13 protein-coding genes are annotated in these 16464 nt (G+C 68.1%); 9 read left to right on the top strand and 4 right to left on the bottom strand.

Annotation, left to right across the window (positions count from 1 at the left end; all coding sequences use genetic code 11):
* Positions 1-81 precede the first annotated feature (81 nt).
* Complete coding sequence (locus PMI14_RS29965; protein WP_007860817.1) at positions 82-552, bottom strand: Lrp/AsnC family transcriptional regulator; 471 nt, start codon at positions 550-552, stop codon at positions 82-84.
* Positions 553-658: 106 nt separating this feature from the next.
* On the opposite strand from PMI14_RS29965, the gene kynU reads away from it, so the two are divergent.
* From kynU to PMI14_RS29940, 5 genes are all read left to right on the top strand, one after another.
* Positions 659-1948 (top strand): kynureninase, encoded by a 1290-nt coding sequence (kynU, locus tag PMI14_RS29960; RefSeq protein WP_007860815.1) that lies wholly within the window; start codon positions 659-661, stop codon positions 1946-1948.
* A 77-nt stretch (positions 1949-2025) separates the two neighbouring features.
* Positions 2026-3048, top strand: coding sequence for a porin (locus PMI14_RS29955; RefSeq protein WP_035206316.1), 1023 nt, complete (start codon positions 2026-2028; stop codon positions 3046-3048).
* 14 nt (positions 3049-3062) lie between these two features.
* A complete protein-coding gene (locus PMI14_RS29950) occupies positions 3063-4727 on the top strand; it encodes an LVIVD repeat-containing protein (protein WP_007860811.1) in 1665 nt (554 codons plus the stop codon).
* Between the two features lie 23 nt (positions 4728-4750).
* A complete protein-coding gene (locus PMI14_RS29945; RefSeq protein WP_007860808.1) occupies positions 4751-5890 on the top strand; it encodes a branched-chain amino acid ABC transporter substrate-binding protein in 1140 nt (379 codons plus the stop codon).
* Between the two features lie 184 nt (positions 5891-6074).
* A complete protein-coding gene (locus PMI14_RS29940; RefSeq protein ID WP_007860806.1) occupies positions 6075-7148 on the top strand; it encodes a porin in 1074 nt (357 codons plus the stop codon).
* Positions 7149-7206: 58 nt separating this feature from the next.
* On the opposite strand, the gene PMI14_RS29935 is transcribed toward PMI14_RS29940, so the two are convergent.
* The gene (locus tag PMI14_RS29935) at positions 7207-9423 is read right to left on the bottom strand and encodes a malate synthase G (protein WP_007860803.1); all 2217 of its coding nucleotides are present in this window, start codon (positions 9421-9423) and stop codon (positions 7207-7209) included.
* Positions 9424-9592: 169 nt separating this feature from the next.
* Between PMI14_RS29935 and PMI14_RS29930 the strand changes: the two genes are divergently transcribed.
* Together PMI14_RS29930 and PMI14_RS29925 are read left to right on the top strand one after the other, a co-directional pair.
* Positions 9593-10525, top strand: a complete 933-nt coding sequence (locus tag PMI14_RS29930; protein ID WP_007860802.1) for a LysR family transcriptional regulator — start codon at positions 9593-9595, stop codon at positions 10523-10525.
* Between the two features lie 53 nt (positions 10526-10578).
* A complete protein-coding gene (locus PMI14_RS29925; protein WP_007860801.1) occupies positions 10579-11217 on the top strand; it encodes a response regulator transcription factor in 639 nt (212 codons plus the stop codon).
* Positions 11218-11226: 9 nt separating this feature from the next.
* On the opposite strand, the gene PMI14_RS29920 is transcribed toward PMI14_RS29925, so the two are convergent.
* Positions 11227-13893 (bottom strand): PAS-domain containing protein, encoded by a 2667-nt coding sequence (locus PMI14_RS29920; protein WP_007860800.1) that lies wholly within the window; start codon positions 13891-13893, stop codon positions 11227-11229.
* A 260-nt stretch (positions 13894-14153) separates the two neighbouring features.
* Between PMI14_RS29920 and PMI14_RS29915 the strand changes: the two genes are divergently transcribed.
* Together PMI14_RS29915 and PMI14_RS29910 are read left to right on the top strand one after the other, a co-directional pair.
* On the top strand, positions 14154-15515 hold the full coding sequence (locus PMI14_RS29915; RefSeq protein WP_007860799.1) for a dicarboxylate/amino acid:cation symporter: 1362 nt from the start codon (positions 14154-14156) through the stop codon (positions 15513-15515).
* A 186-nt stretch (positions 15516-15701) separates the two neighbouring features.
* Positions 15702-16148: a DUF2214 family protein gene (locus PMI14_RS29910; RefSeq protein ID WP_007860798.1), complete on the top strand. Its 447-nt coding sequence runs from the start codon at positions 15702-15704 to the stop codon at positions 16146-16148.
* Between the two features lie 69 nt (positions 16149-16217).
* On the opposite strand, the gene PMI14_RS29905 is transcribed toward PMI14_RS29910, so the two are convergent.
* The coding region (locus PMI14_RS29905) for a PsiF family protein (protein WP_007860797.1) at positions 16218-16464 on the bottom strand (247 nt) is incomplete at its 5' end.

The following is a 16464-nucleotide window of genomic DNA, read 5'->3' as shown; positions in this document are numbered from 1 at the left end:
GCTGGGAGCGTCCCCCTCCCGACTCGCGCAGCGAGTCGAGAGAGGGGTGAAGGCGCGCAGCGCCTCAGGGGGTGACTCACCTCATGCCGGAACCGGCATCCCCTGCAAGGCCTTCACTTCCTGCAGGGAAAAGCTCGTGCGCACATGCTTGACGCCGGGCAGGCGCCGCAGCCTGTGCTGCATCAGTGCCGAGTAGGCATCCAGGTCCTGGGCCACGACCACCAGCACGAAGTCCTCGGGGCCCGAGACCCCGTGGCACATCACCACCTCGGGGATGTCGCGCACGGTGGCCTCGAAGGCCAGCGACAGCGCCTCGTCCTGGCTGTCGATGGTGATGGTGGCAAAGGCCATCACGCCCCAGCCCAGGGCGCGCCGGTCCAGCCTGGCGCTGTAGCCGCTGATCAGCCCCATGTCCTCCAGCCGCTTCACGCGCCGCCAGCAGGGCGACTGGGAGAGGTGGGCGCGTTCGGCCAGCTCGGAAGAGGTGAGCCGCGCGTCACCCTGCAGGGCATTGAGCAGCAGTCGGTCGGTGGCGTCGAGGGCAATGGGCATGGTGTTTCCTGAAAGGGTGGATGGCGGGAATATCTAGACCTGTACCCCCTGAAACGGGGGCGCGATTGCAAAGAAATTTCGGCGGTCACGGCATAGACTACGTTTCATGAATACAAAAATCAATTCTGGTATTCCAGATGTGGCCATTCATGTCCAGGGTGCCACTCCCATCTCCTGGGAAGATTGCCTGGCACGTGACGCCGCCGACCCCCTGGCCCCGGTGCGCCAGCGATTCCAGCTGCCCGAGGGCGTCATCTACCTGGACGGCAACTCCCTGGGCGCGATGCCGCGCGCGGTGCCGGCGCGCATGCACCGGGCCATCGAGCAAGAGTGGGCCACCGGGCTGATCCGCTCCTGGAACGACGCCGACTGGTACCCGGCGCCCCAGCGCGTGGGTGCGCGCATCGCCCGGCTCGTGGGGGCCGAGGACAACGAAGTCATCGTGGCCGACTCCACCTCGGTCAACCTGTTCAAGCTGCTCGTGGCGGCGCTGCGCATGCGGCCCGGGCGCAGCCTGATGCTGGGCGAGCGCGGCAACTTCCCCACGGACGCCTACGTGGCCCAGGGCGTGGCCGAAATCACCGGCACGCAGTTCCGCGCCGTGGAGCCCGAGGAGGTGCTGGCCGCGCTGAACGAGGACGTGGCCGTGCTCGCGCTCACGCATGTCAACTACAAGAGCGGCCAGGCCTACGACATGGCCGCCGTGACGCGGCGCGCGCACGAGGTGGGCGCGCTCGTGATCTGGGACCTGGCCCACACCGCGGGCGCCATGCCGTGCGCGCTCAACGATTGCCAGGTCGATTTTGCCGTGGGCTGCGGCTACAAGTACCTCAACGGCGGGCCGGGGGCTCCGTCGTTCGCCTTCGTGGCCCGGCGCCACCAGGAGGGGCTGCGCCAGCCGCTCACGGGCTGGCACGGCCATGCGCGGCCCTTCGCATTCACCCACGCCTACGAGCCCGCGCCGGGCATCGACCGCATGCTCGTGGGCACGGCGCCGCAGCTCGGCCTGATTGCGCTGGAGGCCGCGCTCACCGCCTTCGACGGCGTGGACATGCAGGCCCTGCGCGCCAAGAGCGTGGCACTGACCGGGCTGTTCATCGCCCTGGTGGACCAGGAGCTGGGCGCCCACGGCTTCGGCCTGGCCACGCCGCGCGATCCCGCGCTGCGGGGCAGCCAGGTCTCGCTGACGCACCCAGAGGGCTACGCCATCGTGCAGGCGCTGATCGCGCGGGGCGTGATCGGCGATTTCCGCGCACCCGAGATCCTGCGCTTCGGCTTTGCCGCGCTGTACCTGGGCCATTGCGACGTGTGGAACGCCGTCGCCGCGCTCAAGAGCGTCATGGCCGAAGGCGACTGGCGCAAGCCAGAGTTCACGGCCCGCAAGGCCGTCACCTGATTCCCGTCCTGCAGACCATTACCACCATAAAAGAGGAGACAAAGAACGTGAATCGAAAGAACACCATCCGACACTGCATGCCCGCCGCGGTCGCGGCCTGGGCCCTGGCTCCGACGCTTGCGCTCGCGCAGGTGACGCTGTCCGGCTTCGTCGATCTGAATCTCGAGATCGCCAAGTCCGGCGGCGGCACCCAGCGCAGCCTGGTCTCGGGGGGGCTGAACACCTCGCGCCTGCAGTTCAAGTCCGTGGAGGACCTGGGCGGCGGGCTCAAGGCCACCGCCGTGCACGAGCTGACCTTCCGCGCGGACTCCGGCCAGGCCGGGTCGCCGCGCCACACCTATGTCGCCCTGGGCAGCAAGGAATGGGGCGAGGTCAGCGCGGGCCGGCGCGACCTGCCCTCGGCCGAGATGTACGGCTACATCGACCCGACCTTCTCGGGCGACTACAGCCCCATCAGCAACACGCTGCTGTACTTTGCACCCTGGCGCGAAAGCAACGGGATCTTCTATACCTCGCCGCGCGTGGCCAACCTGCAGGCGCGCATCGGCACCACCTTCGGGCGCGAGGATGGCAGCAAGGACGCCAAGGCCACGAGCATCGCCATCGACTACTGGAACAAAGACCTGTACCTGATGGCCGCCGTCGACCGCCAGTACCGCCGTGACCTCGACAGCCCCGAGCGGATGCGCCACTCCAGCGACCACTACCTGGGCGGGGTCTACTCCATGGGACCGCTGGACCTGACCTTCCTCTACCACCGCTACAACGGCTACTACGCCTATTCGCCCTATGTCGGCTTCGCCTCCAAGGGCAATGACGTGCAGCTGGGCCTGCGCTACGAGTTCAATGCCCTGCAGCGCGTGTTCGCCAGCGTGGTGCGCAAGAACGACCGGCCGAACGCCGCGCTGTCCGATGCCACGAGCTGGGTGGCCGGCTACCTGCACGGCCTGTCCAAGCGCACCGACCTGTACACGATCGTGGGCGCGGTGCACCACGCCCGCGACTCGGAGCTGCGGTTCCCCGTGAGCTTCAACCACGCCACCCCCTTGTCCAACGAAAACCCGCGCGGCGTGCAGATCGGCATGCGCCACAAGTTCTGAAGGAGCGAATGACCATGAAACCCACTACCACCCTCCTGGCCTGCCTGCTGAGCGCCGGCCTGGTTGCACCCGCATTGGCCCAGACCATCGTGCCGCCGCCCGAGGGCGCGGCCCGGCTGCCCGTCAAGGAAGAGCGCGAAGAAGCCAAGGGAACGCCCGGCGAACCGGCGCGGCCCGCCGCCGGCAGCTATGGGCTGGATGCCAGCGGCGCCTTCCGGCACCCGGCCGAAGCCCCGGGCATCGGCGGCACGCACCCCTTCAAGGGCAGCCTGGACTACCTTGACCAGAACAGCTACCTGCACAACACCAAGGTCGAGGCACGCTACCCCGACATGCTGGGCAGCCCCTACCACTCGTGGCAGACCACGGTGGACATGGAGGGCCGGCGCTACATGGTGATCCACGAGAAGTCGTTCTACAAGGTGTTCGATATCACCGACCCGCGCGCTGCGAAGAAGGTGGCCGAGAAGAAGTGGGCCTGGGGCAGCAACGAGCACCCCTTCGGCCCGCTCACCATCCAGTTCAATGAAAAGCTGGGCAAGCATGTCGCCGTGCAGTGCTATGAAGTCACGCGTTTTGGCATCCTGGAGAACAAGTACAAGCCCGAGCAGAAGGCCAAGGTCGACCTCATTCGCCAGCAGCCCATCCTGCGCGGCTTCCGCGTGTTCGAGGTGGGCAGCCCCGACCCGGCGCAATGGAAGAAGCTCTCCGAGCTGCCGCTGGACAGCAAGGCCGTGGCCGACCAGTTCCCGCAGCAGGGCTCTGGCTGCGGCGACGTTCCGGTGTACTGGGGTGGCAAGTACCTGTTCGTCTCCGGCGCACCCGACGACAGCTTTGCCAACCAGGAGTACGCCAACTTCCTGTACAACCCGGCGCAGATGGCCTTCGACCTGAGCGATCCGCGCAAGCCGCAGCGCTTGTCGACCTGGTGGGTGCCGGGTGCGCGCACCGGCGAAGAAGAGGAATACCGCAAGAACCCGCGGGTCGGCAAGAAGACCGCGTGGATGGGTGCGCGCATGCCGCTGTTCATCCCGCGCGATCCCGAAAAGGGGGGCAAATACGGCTACGCGGCCATGGGCGGCATGGGCTTCCATGTGATCGACGTGTCCAACCCCGGCGCGATGAAACGTGTGGGCCACCTGGACATGCCCGTCAGCCAGGCGGGCACCGAAGGCGACAACGTCGACGTGAGCCAGGTGGAGAAGACCGGCATCGTCTACTTCAGCGGCTACCCGCTCAACGAGGACTGCTACGAGCCCTACAAGGACATCTATGCAATCGACGTGAAGGACCCGACCAAGCCGCGCATCCTGGCGACCCTGCCGCGTCCCACGCCACCCCAGGGTGCGCCCTTCACCGACTACTGCCAGCGCCGTGGCAGTTTCGGGCCCAAGCGCAGCGGCTACTGGCACCAGCCGGGAACGCCGAGCGGCAAGTACCTGGTCTACGCCTTCTACAACGCGGGCGCGCAGATCTTCGACGTGAGCAACCCGGCGCAGCCGAAGATCGCGGGCTACTTCGTCCCCCCAACCGTCGACCCCAAGGTCAACCAGCACTTCGGTGACCAGACGCATGGCGTGTTCATCGAGTGGGACCGCAACCTGATCTGGGTCTTCACCAACCACGGCGCCTATGCCGTGTCGTCGCCGCTCCTCGGGGCTCCCAAGTCCGGCCTGTGAATCTGCAAGAAGAAGGAAGATTGATGCCATACAGCCAACATTGGATGATCGGTGCCACCCTCGCGCTGCTGGGTGCCGGCGCCTGCGCGCAGGACGTCGTGCGCATCGGCCACGTGGGCCCCACCAGCGGTCCCATCGCCCACCTGGGCAAGGACAACGAGCTGGGCGCGCGCATGGCCATCGATGAACTCAACGCCAAGGGCGTGGTCATCGGCGGCAAGAAGGTCAGGCTCGAACTGCAGGGCGAGGACGATGCGGGCGACCCGCGCCAGGGCACGGCGGCCGCGCAGAAGCTCGTCGATGCCAAGGTGCACGCCGTGGTCGGCCACCTCAATTCGGGCACGACCATCCCTGCGTCCAAGATCTACAGCGATGCGGGCATCGCGCAGATCTCGCCCTCGGCCACCAACCCCAAGTACACGCGCCAGGGCTACAAGACCACCTTCCGGGTGGTGGCCGACGACGTGCACCTGGGCGGAACGCTGGGCAAGTACGCGGTGAACGTGCTTAAGGGCAAGAGCATTGCCGTCATCGACGACCGCACGGCCTACGGCCAGGGCGTGGCCGCCGAGTTCGAGAAGGGCGCCAAGAGCGCGGGCGGCGCCATCGTGGGCCACGAGTTCACCACCGACAAGGCGGCGGATTTCATGGCCATCCTCACCAGCCTCAAGGCGAAGAAGCCCGATGTGATCTTCTTCGGCGGCATGGATTCGGTGGCCGGCCCCATGCTGCGGCAGATGAAGCAGCTGGGCATCCAGGCCCGGTTCGTCGGGGGCGATGGCGTCTGCACGGCCGAGCTGCCCAAGCTCGCCGCGGGCGACATGGCCGACGGCCAGGTGGTCTGCGCCGAAGCCGGTGGCGTGGAGGGCGCGCAGAAGAAGGGCATGGACGACTTCCGCGCGCGCTTCAAGGCGACCACCCGGAGCGAGGTGCAGGTCTACGCCCCGTACTCGTACGACGCGGTCGGCGTGATCGTGGCCGCCATGGTCAAGGCAGGCTCCTCCGAGCCTGCCAAGTACCTGCCGGTGCTGGCGCAGACCAAGGGCTACCAGGGCGTGACGGGCAGCATCAGCTTCGACGCCAAGGGCGACCTGCAGGGCGGCGCGCTGACCCTGTACACCTACAAGGCCGGCCAGCGCGAGGCCATCGGCGTGGTGCGCTGAACGCAGCGGCCAGCGAGCGACCAAGGCTTGCCTCCATGCCCTGCGGCATGGAGGCTTTTTTTGGGCGTGTGGAGGGCGCAGGGGAAAGGGGGTGGATTCTCCATTGCTCGTGATTGGTGTTTTTGGTATACCTAAACATGTTTATGTATTCGTTGTGAAGAAATCACCAACCACGAGGATCTCTATGAACTCTTCCATGCACCGGGCTTTGGCCCTGGCGGATGCCGCCCGGGTCAGCCTCTATGGCTTTCTCAAGGTCGATGTGGAGCAGGTGCGCGCATCGGGCACCGCGGGGGCTGCGGCCCTGCGCGCCAACCGCCTGTCCAACAACCTGTCGGTGCTGGGTTTCCGGGCCCGGGAGGACCTGGGGGGCGGGATGGCCGCCTGGGCCCAGTTCGAGGGCAATGTCCGCGTGGACACCGGGGACGGGCCGTTCAGCGGGCGCAACACGGCGGTGGGGCTCTCGACCCCGGCCGGCGAGCTGGTGCTGGGGCAATGGGAGGCGCCGCTGCGGTTCACCTCGGTGTATGCCATCGACCCCTTCACGGCCTGCATCTTCGCCTCCAACTCCATCATGGGCAACGGCTTCGCGACCGCGGCCAACGGCCAGTCACCGGCCTCGTTCGACCGGCGCCAGCCCAATCTGCTGCAGTACTGGTCACCGGCCATGGGGGCCTGGTCGCTGCGGCTGGCCTATGCCATGCCGGAGGAGAAGACCGACCAGTCCTCCCCGGACATGGTCAGCGGCCTGCTCAGCTACCGGGACGGCCCGCTCTATGCGGCCTGGGGCTACGAGCTGCACCGTGCCTACTTCGGCGCCCACAGCCGCGACGATGCCCACCGCCTGGCACTGGCTTACACCTTGGGACGGACCCGGCTGCGTGGCAGCTGGGAGCAGTTGCGCTACGAGCCCGCACCCGGCCAGTCCCTGCGGCGCAGCGCATGGCAGGTCGCCGTGACCCACCAGCTCGACGACTGGCAGGAACTGGCGCTGTCCTACGTGCAGGCCCAGGCGGCGCGGGGCAATGCCAGCAGCGCCCTGGGCGGCATCGGCCTCCCGGGCCGCGACTCGGGCGCCCGCCAGATCTCGCTGGGCTACACCTACCGCCTGTCCAAGCGCACGGACCTGTGGGCGGCCTACACGCGCATCGCCAATGGCGCGACGGCGGCCTACAACCTGTCGGCCAACGGCATCGGCGGCCTCAAGCCTGGGCAGGACCCTTCGGGCGTGGGTATTGGCATCACCCACCGCTTCTGAGCAGTGGCCAGAAAAAACGGCACCCGAAGGTGCCGTCGTAGTGGGCTGGTGACTGGGCTCAGGCAGCTGCAGCGGCCTTGAGCTTCAGGCGCCAGGCGTGCAGCAGCGGCTCGGTGTAGCCGCTGGGCTGGGCCATGCCCTTGAAGACCAGGTCGCAAGCGGCCTGGTAAGCCATGCTGGTGCCGAAGTTGCCGGCCATGGGCTGGTACAGCGGGTCACCGGCGTTCTGGCCGTCCACCACGGCGGCCATGCGCTCGAAGGTCTCCTTGACCTGGGCTTCGGTCACCACGCCGTGGCGCAGCCAGTTGGCCATGTGCTGGCTGCTGATGCGCAAGGTGGCACGGTCTTCCATCAGGCCCACGTTGTGGATGTCGGGCACCTTGGAGCAGCCCACGCCCTGGTCCACCCAGCGCACCACGTAGCCCAGGATGCCCTGGGCGTTGTTGTCCAGTTCCTGCTGCTTCTCGGCATCGGTCCAGTTGGGCGTGGCGGTCACGGGCACGGTGAGCAGGCCGGTCAGCAGGTTGTCGCGCTCGGCGTTCACGTCGGTCTTTTCCAGGCCGATCTGGATCTCGCTCACGTTGACCTGATGGTAGTGCAGCGCGTGCAGCGTGGCGCCGGTAGGGCTGGGCACCCAGGCGGTGTTGGCGCCGGCCTTGGGGTGGGCGATCTTTTGCTTGAGCATCTCGGCCATCAGGTCGGGCATGGCCCACATGCCCTTGCCGATCTGCGCCTTGCCGCGCAGGCCGCAGGACAGGCCCACGAGCACGTTGTTCTTCTCGTACGACTGGATCCAGGCGCTGGTCTTCATGTCGCCCTTGCGGATCATGGGGCCCGCCAGCATGGCGGTGTGCATTTCGTCGCCCGTGCGGTCCAGGAAGCCGGTGTTGATGAAGGCCACGCGACTCGCCGCGGCGGCGATGCAGGCCTTGAGGTTCACGCTGGTGCGGCGCTCCTCGTCCATGATGCCCAGCTTCACGGTGTCGGTGGGCAGGCCCAGCAACTGCTCCACGCGGCCGAACAGGTCGCTGGCAAAGCCCACTTCGGCGGGGCCGTGCATCTTGGGCTTGACGATATAGACGCTGCCCTTGCGGGAGTTGCGGATGCCATTGGCACCGTGGCCTTGCAAGTCGTGCAGGGCGATGGTGGTGGTCACCACGGCGTCCATGATGCCCTCGGGGATCTCGCGCTCCTTGCCCTGGGCGTCGGTGTACAGGATGGCCGGGTTGGTCATCAGGTGGCCCACATTGCGCAGGAACATCAGCGAGCGGCCATGCAGGCGCACGCCACCGGCCTTGCCATCGGGGGCCGTGTACACGCGGTCGGCGTTCAGGCCGCGCGTGATGGTCTTGCCGCTCTTGGCGACCTGCTCGGTCAGCGTGGCCTGGATGATGCCCAGCCAGTTGCTGTAACCGAGCACCTTGTCCTCGGCGTCCACGGCGGCCACCGAGTCTTCGAGGTCGAGGATGGTGGACAGGGCGGCTTCCAGCACCAGGTCGCTCACGCCGGCGGCGTCGCTCTGGCCGATGGGGGTGCTGCGGTTGATCTGGATGTCCAGGTGCAGGCCGTTGTGCTGCAGCAGCACCGACGACGGGGCTGCGGCATCACCCTGGTAGCCCTTGAACTGCGATGGGTCCTTGAGGCCCGTGCTGCTGCCGTTGGCCAGCGCCACCACCAGCTGGCCGCCTTCGATGCGGTAGCCGGTCGAATCCTTGTGCGAGCCGCTGGCCAGGGGCGCCGTGTCGTCCAGCACCTGGCGCGCGAACGCGATCACCTTGGCGCCGCGCACCGGGTTGTAGCCCTTGCCCTTGTCGGCGCCATCGGTCTCGGGGATGGCATCGGTGCCGTACAGGGCGTCGTACAGGCTGCCCCAGCGCGCATTGGCGGCGTTCAGGGCATAGCGGGCGTTCAGGATGGGCACCACCAGCTGCGGGCCGGCCTGGGTGGCGAGCTCGTCGTCCACGTTGGTGGTGGTGGCCTGCACGTCGGTGGGCTGGGGCACCAGGTAGCCGATCTTTTCCAGGAAGCCGCGGTAGGCCACCATGTCCGTGATGGGGCCGGGGTTGGCCTGGTGCCAGGTGTCCAGTTCCGTCTGCAGGCGGTCGCGCTCGGCCAGCAGGGCGATGTTGCGCGGTGCCAGGTCGGCGACGATGGCGTCGAAGCCCTTCCAGAACGCGGCGCTGTCCACGCCGGTGCCGGGCAGCACCTTGTCTTCGACGAAGCGGAACAGGGAGGTGGCCACTTGCAGGCCGTGGATGGAAGTGCGGTCGGTCATGGAGTGCCTTGGGCGTTGGATGTGAAAAAAGCGGCGCCTGCCATTGCAGGCCATGGGCACACTGTATTGCAAATGTTTGTCGATATAAATATGCTCAAAAGCTGGAAACCAATGACTTTTTCGCACAAATCGAGCGGCGCCTCGCCTGCTCATCTTCCGGATCCACGCCATGGACAAGCTCAAGGCCTTTGAATCCTTCGTCTCGGTTGCCACGCGCGGCAGCCTCACCGCCGCCGCCAAGGCCGAGGGCGTGGCACCGGCCATCATGGGCCGGCGGCTCGATGCGCTCGAGGAGCACCTGGGCGTCAAGCTCCTGGTGCGCACCACGCGGCGCATCAGCCTCACGCACGAGGGCAGCGCCTTCCTGGAGGACTGCCAGCGCCTGCTGTCCGACGTGGCCAACGCCGAGGCCAGCGTGTCCGAGGGCGGCGTGAAAGCCACGGGGCACCTGCGCATCACGGCGCCGGCCGGTTTTGGCCGGCGCCATGTGGCGCCGCTGGTGCCACGCTTTCGTGCCGAGCATCCGGACGTGACGATTTCGCTGAACCTCAGCGACCGCGTGGTGGACCTGGCCGGCGAGGGCTTCGACTGTGCCGTGCGCGTGGGCGACCTGCCCGATTCGTCCCTGGTCAGCGTGCGCATTGCCGACAACCGGCGCCTGTGCGTGGCCACGCCCGGCTACCTCAAGCACCACCCGGCGCCGCGCCACCCGGGCGAGCTGCCCTCGCACGACTGCCTGACCCTGTCGAGCGAAGCCTCGCAGACGCGCGGCTGGGCCTTCCGCATGCCGGTCGAGGGCGGCGGTACCGAGGTCGTGCACCTCAAGCCCGGCGGCCCCCTCGACTGCTCCGACGGGCAGGTGCTGCACGACTGGTGCCTGGCCGGCTATGGCATTGCCTGGCGCAGCACCTGGGAGGTGGAGGCCGAGATCGCCGCCGGCCGCCTGGTCGAGGTGCTGGAGGAATTCGCCGCCCCGCCCAATGGCATCTACGTGGTCTTTCCGCAGCGCAAGCACATGCCGTTGCGCGTGCGGCTGTGGATCGACTTCCTCAAGCACCACTATGCACAGCCCGCCTTCTGGCGCGGCATGCCGGCCCCCTGACCAGGGTCTTGCGCCTGGATGCCGCGCCCCGGCCATGGCAGACTGCACATCCCATGTCCGAGCCCACGCTCCTGGTCGCCGACGACCACCCCTTGTTCCGCACCGCCGTGCTGCACGTGCTGCGCGAGCGCCTGCCCCAGTTCCGCACGCTGGAAGCTGCCAGCGCCGCCACGCTGGGCAGTGCGCTGCAGGAGCATCCCGAGGTCGAGCTGGTGCTGCTGGACCTGAGCATGCCCGGCGCACATGGCTTCTCGGCCCTGTTGCACGTGCGCGGCGAGTACCCGCAACTGCCGGTGGTGATCATCTCTTCCAACGACCACCCGCGTGTCATCCGCCGGGCCCAGCAGTTCGGTGCCGTGGGCTTCATCCCCAAGTCCGCTCCGGCCGAGGCCATGGGCGGGGCCATTGAGGCCGTGCTGGCCGGTGACAGCTGGTTTCCGCCGATGGCGGCCGAGCGCTCCGAAGCCGATGCCGAGCTGGCTGCCCGCCTGGCACAGCTCACGCCCCAGCAGTTCCGCGTGCTGCTGTGCCTGGCCGACGGCCTGCTCAACAAGCAGATCGCGGGCGAACTGGGCCTGGCCGAGAACACCGTCAAGGTGCATGTCACGGCCATCCTGAAAAAGCTCGCCTGCCACAGCCGCACCCAGGCGGCCGTGCTGGTCAAGAGCCTGGAGACCGAGGACGCTGCCTGAAGCGGGGCCTCATCGCTCCCGCAGGCGCAGCAAGGTCTGGCTCACCAGCGCCCGCAGCGCAGGCGCGCGCACCGGCTTGGCGAGGAAGCCCCAGCCGCGTTCGGCCGCCTGGCGGCGCAGCGTGGCATCGCGCTCGGCGGTGACCAGGATCACGGCGGGTGCCTGGCCCCAGCGCTGGCACAGCGTGGCATAGACCTCGGGGCCCAGGTGGCCGCCTTCCAGGTGCACGTCCAGCAGCACCAACTGCGGCGCCTGGCCGGGTTGGGCCCGTGCCAGCGCCTCGCCCGCACCGCCGGCCAGCGCTACCTGGCACCCCCAGCGCTCCAGCAGGGCCCGGGTGGCGGCGCAGGTCGGGCCGTCGTCCTCGATCACCCAGGCGCTGCTGCCATGCAGCGGGGCGTCCTCGGGCGCTTGCTGCGCGGCGCTGGCGGGTGGGGCCATCTGCTGTTGCAGAGAGGCCGGGTCGCCCAGCGGCACCAGCACCCAGAACACGCTGCCGCGACCGAGCTGCGAGCGCAGCCCGATGGGGTGGCCCAGCAGGCGGCCCAGGCGCTCCACGATGGCCAGGCCCAGGCCCGCGCCCCGGTCGTCGGCTCGGCCCTCGTCCAGGCGGCGGAACTCCTCGAAGATCTCGCGCTGCAGCGCCTCGGGGATGCCCGGCCCCTGGTCGTGCACCTCGATGCGCAGATGGCCGCTGCCTACGCGCCGGCAGCCCACCACGATGCGCCCGTGCCGGCTGTAGCGGATGGCGTTGGAGACGAAGTTCTGCAGAATGCGGCGCAGCAGGTTCTCGTCGGTGCGCACCACCTGGCGCGTGGCCACGCAATGGAGCGTGAGGCCCTGGCTCTCGGCCAGCACGCCGAAATTGTGGGCCAGCACCTGCAGCAGCGGGCCCAGGGCCACGTCGTGGATGCGCACCTCGAGCTGGCCGGATTCCATGCGCGAGATGTCGAGCAGGCTGTTGAGGATGGCGTCCTGCGCGGCCAGGGCCCCATCGATGCTGTCGGCCGCATGCCGGCCGGCATCGTCGTGCAGGTGGCCGCGCAGCAGCGAGGTGAACATGCGCGCCGCGTTCAGCGGCTGCAGCAGGTCGTGCACGGCCGCCGCCACGAAGCGGGTCTTGTAGCGGTTGGCCTGCTCGGCCTCGCGCCGGGCGGCGTCCAGGTCGCGCGTGCGGTCGGCCACGCGCTGCTCCAGCGCATCGGCCAGCGAACGCAGCTCGCGCGCAGCGTTCTTGTAGCTGGTGATGTCGGCATAGCTGGTCACGAACCCTCCCTCGGGCAGGGGGGTGCCACGGATCTCCAGCACGGTGCCGTCGTCCTTGGCGCTTTCGTGCAGGTGGGGCAGGCCGCCGCGCAGGTGCGACAGGCGCCGCTCCACGGATTCATCGACCGGGCCGGGACCCAGCAGGCCGCGCCGTGCGTTGTGGCGCAGCAGGTCCTCGATGGGTCGGCCCACCTGCATCAGGTCGGCGGGGTAGCGAAACAGCTGCACATAGCGCGAGTTCCAGGCCACGAGCCTCAGGTCAGCGTCGATGATGACCACGCCCTGCGGCAGGTGCTCCAGGCTGCGGGACAGTCCCATGTCGGCCTGCTGCGCGGCCTGCACGATGCCGTCCTGCGCGGTGCGCAACTCCTGGGCGTGCTGCTGCAGCACGGTCTCCAGCTCCTGGCGGCTGCGCTGGCGCAGCGAGGCCAGGCGCTGGCGCTGGCGCACGAACAGCACCAGCAGGGCCAGCGCCAGCCAGCCGCCGCCGCCGGCCGCCGCCGCCCAGCGGCTGTCGGCCACGCTGCTGTGGGTCTCGTGCACCAGGTGCAGCTGCCATGGGGTGCCGGGCAGGGGCTGGGTCTGCCACAGCAGGTGGCCGGGCACGCCGGGCAGGTCGGCGGTCTGCATGCGCACCAGGCGGCCGCCGTTGTCCATGTGGTCATCCACCCGGTAGTCCAGCGGGCGCAGCGGTTGGTCGGAGTACTGGCGCGTGGCGGCCAGCTCACGGCGCTCGGCATCGTCCAGGGGCTCCAGCAGCCGGTAGCGCCAGGCATCCTGGCTGGCCAGGAAGACCACGCCGTGCGCGTCGGACGCGAGCACGATGTCCTCGGTCTGCAGCCATTCGCGCTCCAGCTCCTGCAGCGCGATCTTGATCACCACCAGGCCGAGCGGCTCGCCCTGGTCGTTGCGGATGGCCTGCGACAGGAAATAGCCCGGCTCCCCCGTTGTCACCCCGATGCCGTAGAAGCTGCCGCTGCCCTGGGCCAGGGCCTGCTGCACATAGGGGCGAAAGCTGTAGTCCACGCCCACGTTGCTGGTGGCGCTGCGCCAGTTGCTGGCCGCTACCGCCAGGCCCTCGCGGTTGATCAGCGTCAGGGTGGAGGACTGGCTCGCGCCGTTGGCGCGCTCCAGCTTGAGGTTGAGCTGCTCCACCTGGGCCGGGCTGCGCGCTCGGCTCAGCGCGTCATACAGCTGGGCATCCAGCGCCAGCACCTCGGGCAGGGTGCGGTAGCGGTCGATGCGCTGGCCCAGCGTCTGCCCGTACAGGGCCAGCTGGCGCTGCACGCTGTCGCTCTCTTCGTGGAGCGAATGCCGCCAGGCCCATTGTCCGGCCACGAACATGCTGGCCGCCATGCCGGCGAGCAGGATCAGCACAGTCCAGAACTTGCGGCGGTGGGGCAGGGGCATGGCAGGGGGGGTGTCCGCAGGCAGGTTTCGGTGCGCAATCGGCAGGGATCGAAGGGTCGAACGCACCGGCGCAGTGCGCCTGGGAGTGTGCCGCAGCTTCTCCGGGGCTAAGTATTTCCACTAGGTCTTGCGGGTGCTCTCCCTATGGCGGCGCCAGCGACTACTACCAATTAGCTATCTGCTGAAACGGCTTGCAGCGGTACAAACGGCAGCCTCGACGCACCCCGCTGGTGCGGTTCCCGTGACTTCTGGAGTCCCCCATGCATGCCATCCCTGCCCAGGCCGCCCAACCGGTGCGTTTGCCTTTCTACCGCCAACTGTACTTCCAGGTGGTGATCGCCATTGTCCTGGGGGTGCTGCTGGGCCATTTCGAGCCGGCCTACGGCGAAGCGCTCAAGCCGCTGGGCGATGCCTTCATCAAGCTGGTGAAGATGATCATCGCCCCGGTGATCTTCCTGACCATCGTCACCGGCATCGCGGGCATGTCGCAGCTCTCCACGGTGGGCCGCGTCTTCGGCAAGGCCATGGCGTACTTCCTGTTCTTCTCCACGCTGGCGCTCATCGTCGGCCTGGTGGTGGCCAACGTGGTGCAGCCCGGAGCGGGCATGAACATCAACCCGGCCGACCTGGACCAGACGGCCGTGAAGACCTACGTGGCCAAGTCGCACGAGATGACGCTCACCGGCTTTGCCATGGACATCATCCCCAAGACCCTGGTCAGCCCCTTCGTGGGCGACAACATCCTGCAGGTGCTGCTGGTGGCCGTGCTGTTCGGCATCGGTCTGGCCATGGTGGGTGAAGCCGGCCGCCCGGTGCAGAACTTCCTCGAAGCCCTGACCAGCCCCGTGTTCAAGGTCGTGGCCCTGGTGATGAAGGCCGCGCCCCTGGGTGCCTTCGGCGCCATGGCCTTCACCATCGGCAAGTTCGGCCTGGGCTCGCTCGTGAACCTGGCCTGGCTGGTGGGCTCGTTCTACATCACCTCGCTGCTCTTCGTGCTGGTGGTGCTGGGCTTCGTGTCGCGCCTGTGCGGCTTCTCGGTGCTCAAGCTGTGCCGCTACCTCAAGGCCGAGCTGATGTTGGTGCTGGGCACCTCGTCGTCCGAGTCGGCCCTGCCCTCGCTGATGGAAAAGATGGAAAAGGCTGGTTGCAGCAAGTCGGTGGTCGGCCTTGTGGTGCCCACGGGCTACTCCTTCAACCTGGACGGCACCAACATCTACATGACCCTGGCCGCGCTGTTCATCGCCCAGGCCACCAACACCGAACTCACGCTGGGGCACCAGGTCGCCCTGCTGCTCGTGGCCATGCTCAGCTCCAAGGGCGCAGCCGGCGTGACAGGCGCAGGCTTCATCACCCTGGCCGCCACCCTGGCCGTGGTGCCCGAAGTGCCCGTGGCCGGCATGGCGCTGATCCTGGGCGTGGACCGGTTCATGAGCGAATGCCGCTCGCTGACCAACTTCATCGGCAATGCCGTCGCCACCGTGGTGGTCTCGCGCTGGGAAAACGCGCTCGACTACACGCGCCTGAATGCCGCCCTCGACGGCCACCCCTTGCCGGACACCGTCGCTGTCCCGGTACCCGTGGTGCCTGCCGACGTGACTGCCGTGGTGCGCCCCGCTGCCTGACCGGCGAAGGGCCGGCGCCCCAGCGGCGTCACGCCGCCTACAAAAGGTGCATGCCTGCAAGGGCATGCACCTTTTTTTTGCATGAACCGCCTGCCCCCGGGCAGTGTCAGGAAAGGCGCCTACTTCGATCGGGTCGTTCCTCGCGCACAATCGCCGCGAAACCGACCAACCCAAAAAGGATCCGCGATGACCCTCGAAGCCGTACTGGCCGCCCTGCACCTGGTGGCCATACTGACCCTGGTGGTGTTCCTGTCGAGCCAGGCCGCGCTGTGCCGGGTGGAATGGCTCAATGCCGCGGTGGTGGAGCGCCTGGCGCGCCTGGATGCCATCTACGCCGCATCGGCCATGGTGCTGGTGGCCACGGGGCTCGCGCGCGTGTTCTTCGGCGTCAAGGGAATGTCCTGGTACATCTCGCAGCCCATGTTCCACCTCAAGATCACCCTGGTGGTGGCCATCGCCATCGTCTCCATCTTCCCGACCATCGCGTTTCGCCGCTGGCTGCGCCAGCTGCGCAACGACGGCAAGCTGCCGGACGCCGCCGAGGTGTCCCGCGTGCGCCGCCTGGTGATGGTCCAGGCGCATGTGATCCCCATCGTCGCGGTGATTGCAGTATTCTGGGCCCGGGGCTGGTAAAAAAGAAAACCCGCCGGGCAGCAGGCCTGGCGGGTTGGGCTTGGCCGGCGGGTCGTCCCGCTCAGGGCTTCATTTCTTGAGGCATTCGCTCATGAAGGCCTTGCGCTCGTCGCCCTTCTTGCCGGTGGCGTCGGCGTTGCAGGTCTTCATCTTGTCCTGCTGGGTGGCGGGCTTGTTGGACAGGCAGGTCTTCATGAAGGCCTTGCGCTCGTCGCCCTTCTTGTCGGCCGCCTCGGCGTTGCAGGTGGCCATCTTGGTCTGCTGCTTGGTGGGCGCTGCGGCAGACGCTGCCGGCGCCGCGGGAGCGGCGGCTGCC

Source organism: Acidovorax sp. CF316 (assembly GCF_000276605.1).
In the GTDB taxonomy this organism is placed as follows: domain Bacteria; phylum Pseudomonadota; class Gammaproteobacteria; order Burkholderiales; family Burkholderiaceae_C; genus Acidovorax.
This window is presented reverse-complemented; position numbering and strand designations above follow the sequence as displayed.

Bases quoted from the DNA above. Each gene is read 5' to 3' on its own strand.
- PMI14_RS29930 (WP_007860802.1), top strand. From the start codon at position 9,593: ATGGACAAGCTCAAGGCCTTTGAATCCTTCGTCTCGGTTGCCACGCGC.
- PMI14_RS29935 (WP_007860803.1), bottom strand. From the start codon at position 9,423: ATGACCGACCGCACTTCCATCCACGGCCTGCAAGTGGCCACCTCCCTG.
- PMI14_RS29940 (WP_007860806.1), top strand. From the start codon at position 6,075: ATGAACTCTTCCATGCACCGGGCTTTGGCCCTGGCGGATGCCGCCCGG.
- PMI14_RS29915 (WP_007860799.1), top strand. From the start codon at position 14,154: ATGCATGCCATCCCTGCCCAGGCCGCCCAACCGGTGCGTTTGCCTTTC.
- PMI14_RS29925 (WP_007860801.1), top strand. From the start codon at position 10,579: ATGTCCGAGCCCACGCTCCTGGTCGCCGACGACCACCCCTTGTTCCGC.
- kynU (WP_007860815.1), top strand. From the start codon at position 659: ATGAATACAAAAATCAATTCTGGTATTCCAGATGTGGCCATTCATGTC.
- PMI14_RS29910 (WP_007860798.1), top strand. From the start codon at position 15,702: ATGACCCTCGAAGCCGTACTGGCCGCCCTGCACCTGGTGGCCATACTG.
- PMI14_RS29920 (WP_007860800.1), bottom strand. From the start codon at position 13,893: ATGCCCCTGCCCCACCGCCGCAAGTTCTGGACTGTGCTGATCCTGCTC.
- PMI14_RS29965 (WP_007860817.1), bottom strand. From the start codon at position 552: ATGCCCATTGCCCTCGACGCCACCGACCGACTGCTGCTCAATGCCCTG.
- PMI14_RS29955 (WP_035206316.1), top strand. From the start codon at position 2,026: ATGCCCGCCGCGGTCGCGGCCTGGGCCCTGGCTCCGACGCTTGCGCTC.
- PMI14_RS29945 (WP_007860808.1), top strand. From the start codon at position 4,751: ATGCCATACAGCCAACATTGGATGATCGGTGCCACCCTCGCGCTGCTG.
- PMI14_RS29950 (WP_007860811.1), top strand. From the start codon at position 3,063: ATGAAACCCACTACCACCCTCCTGGCCTGCCTGCTGAGCGCCGGCCTG.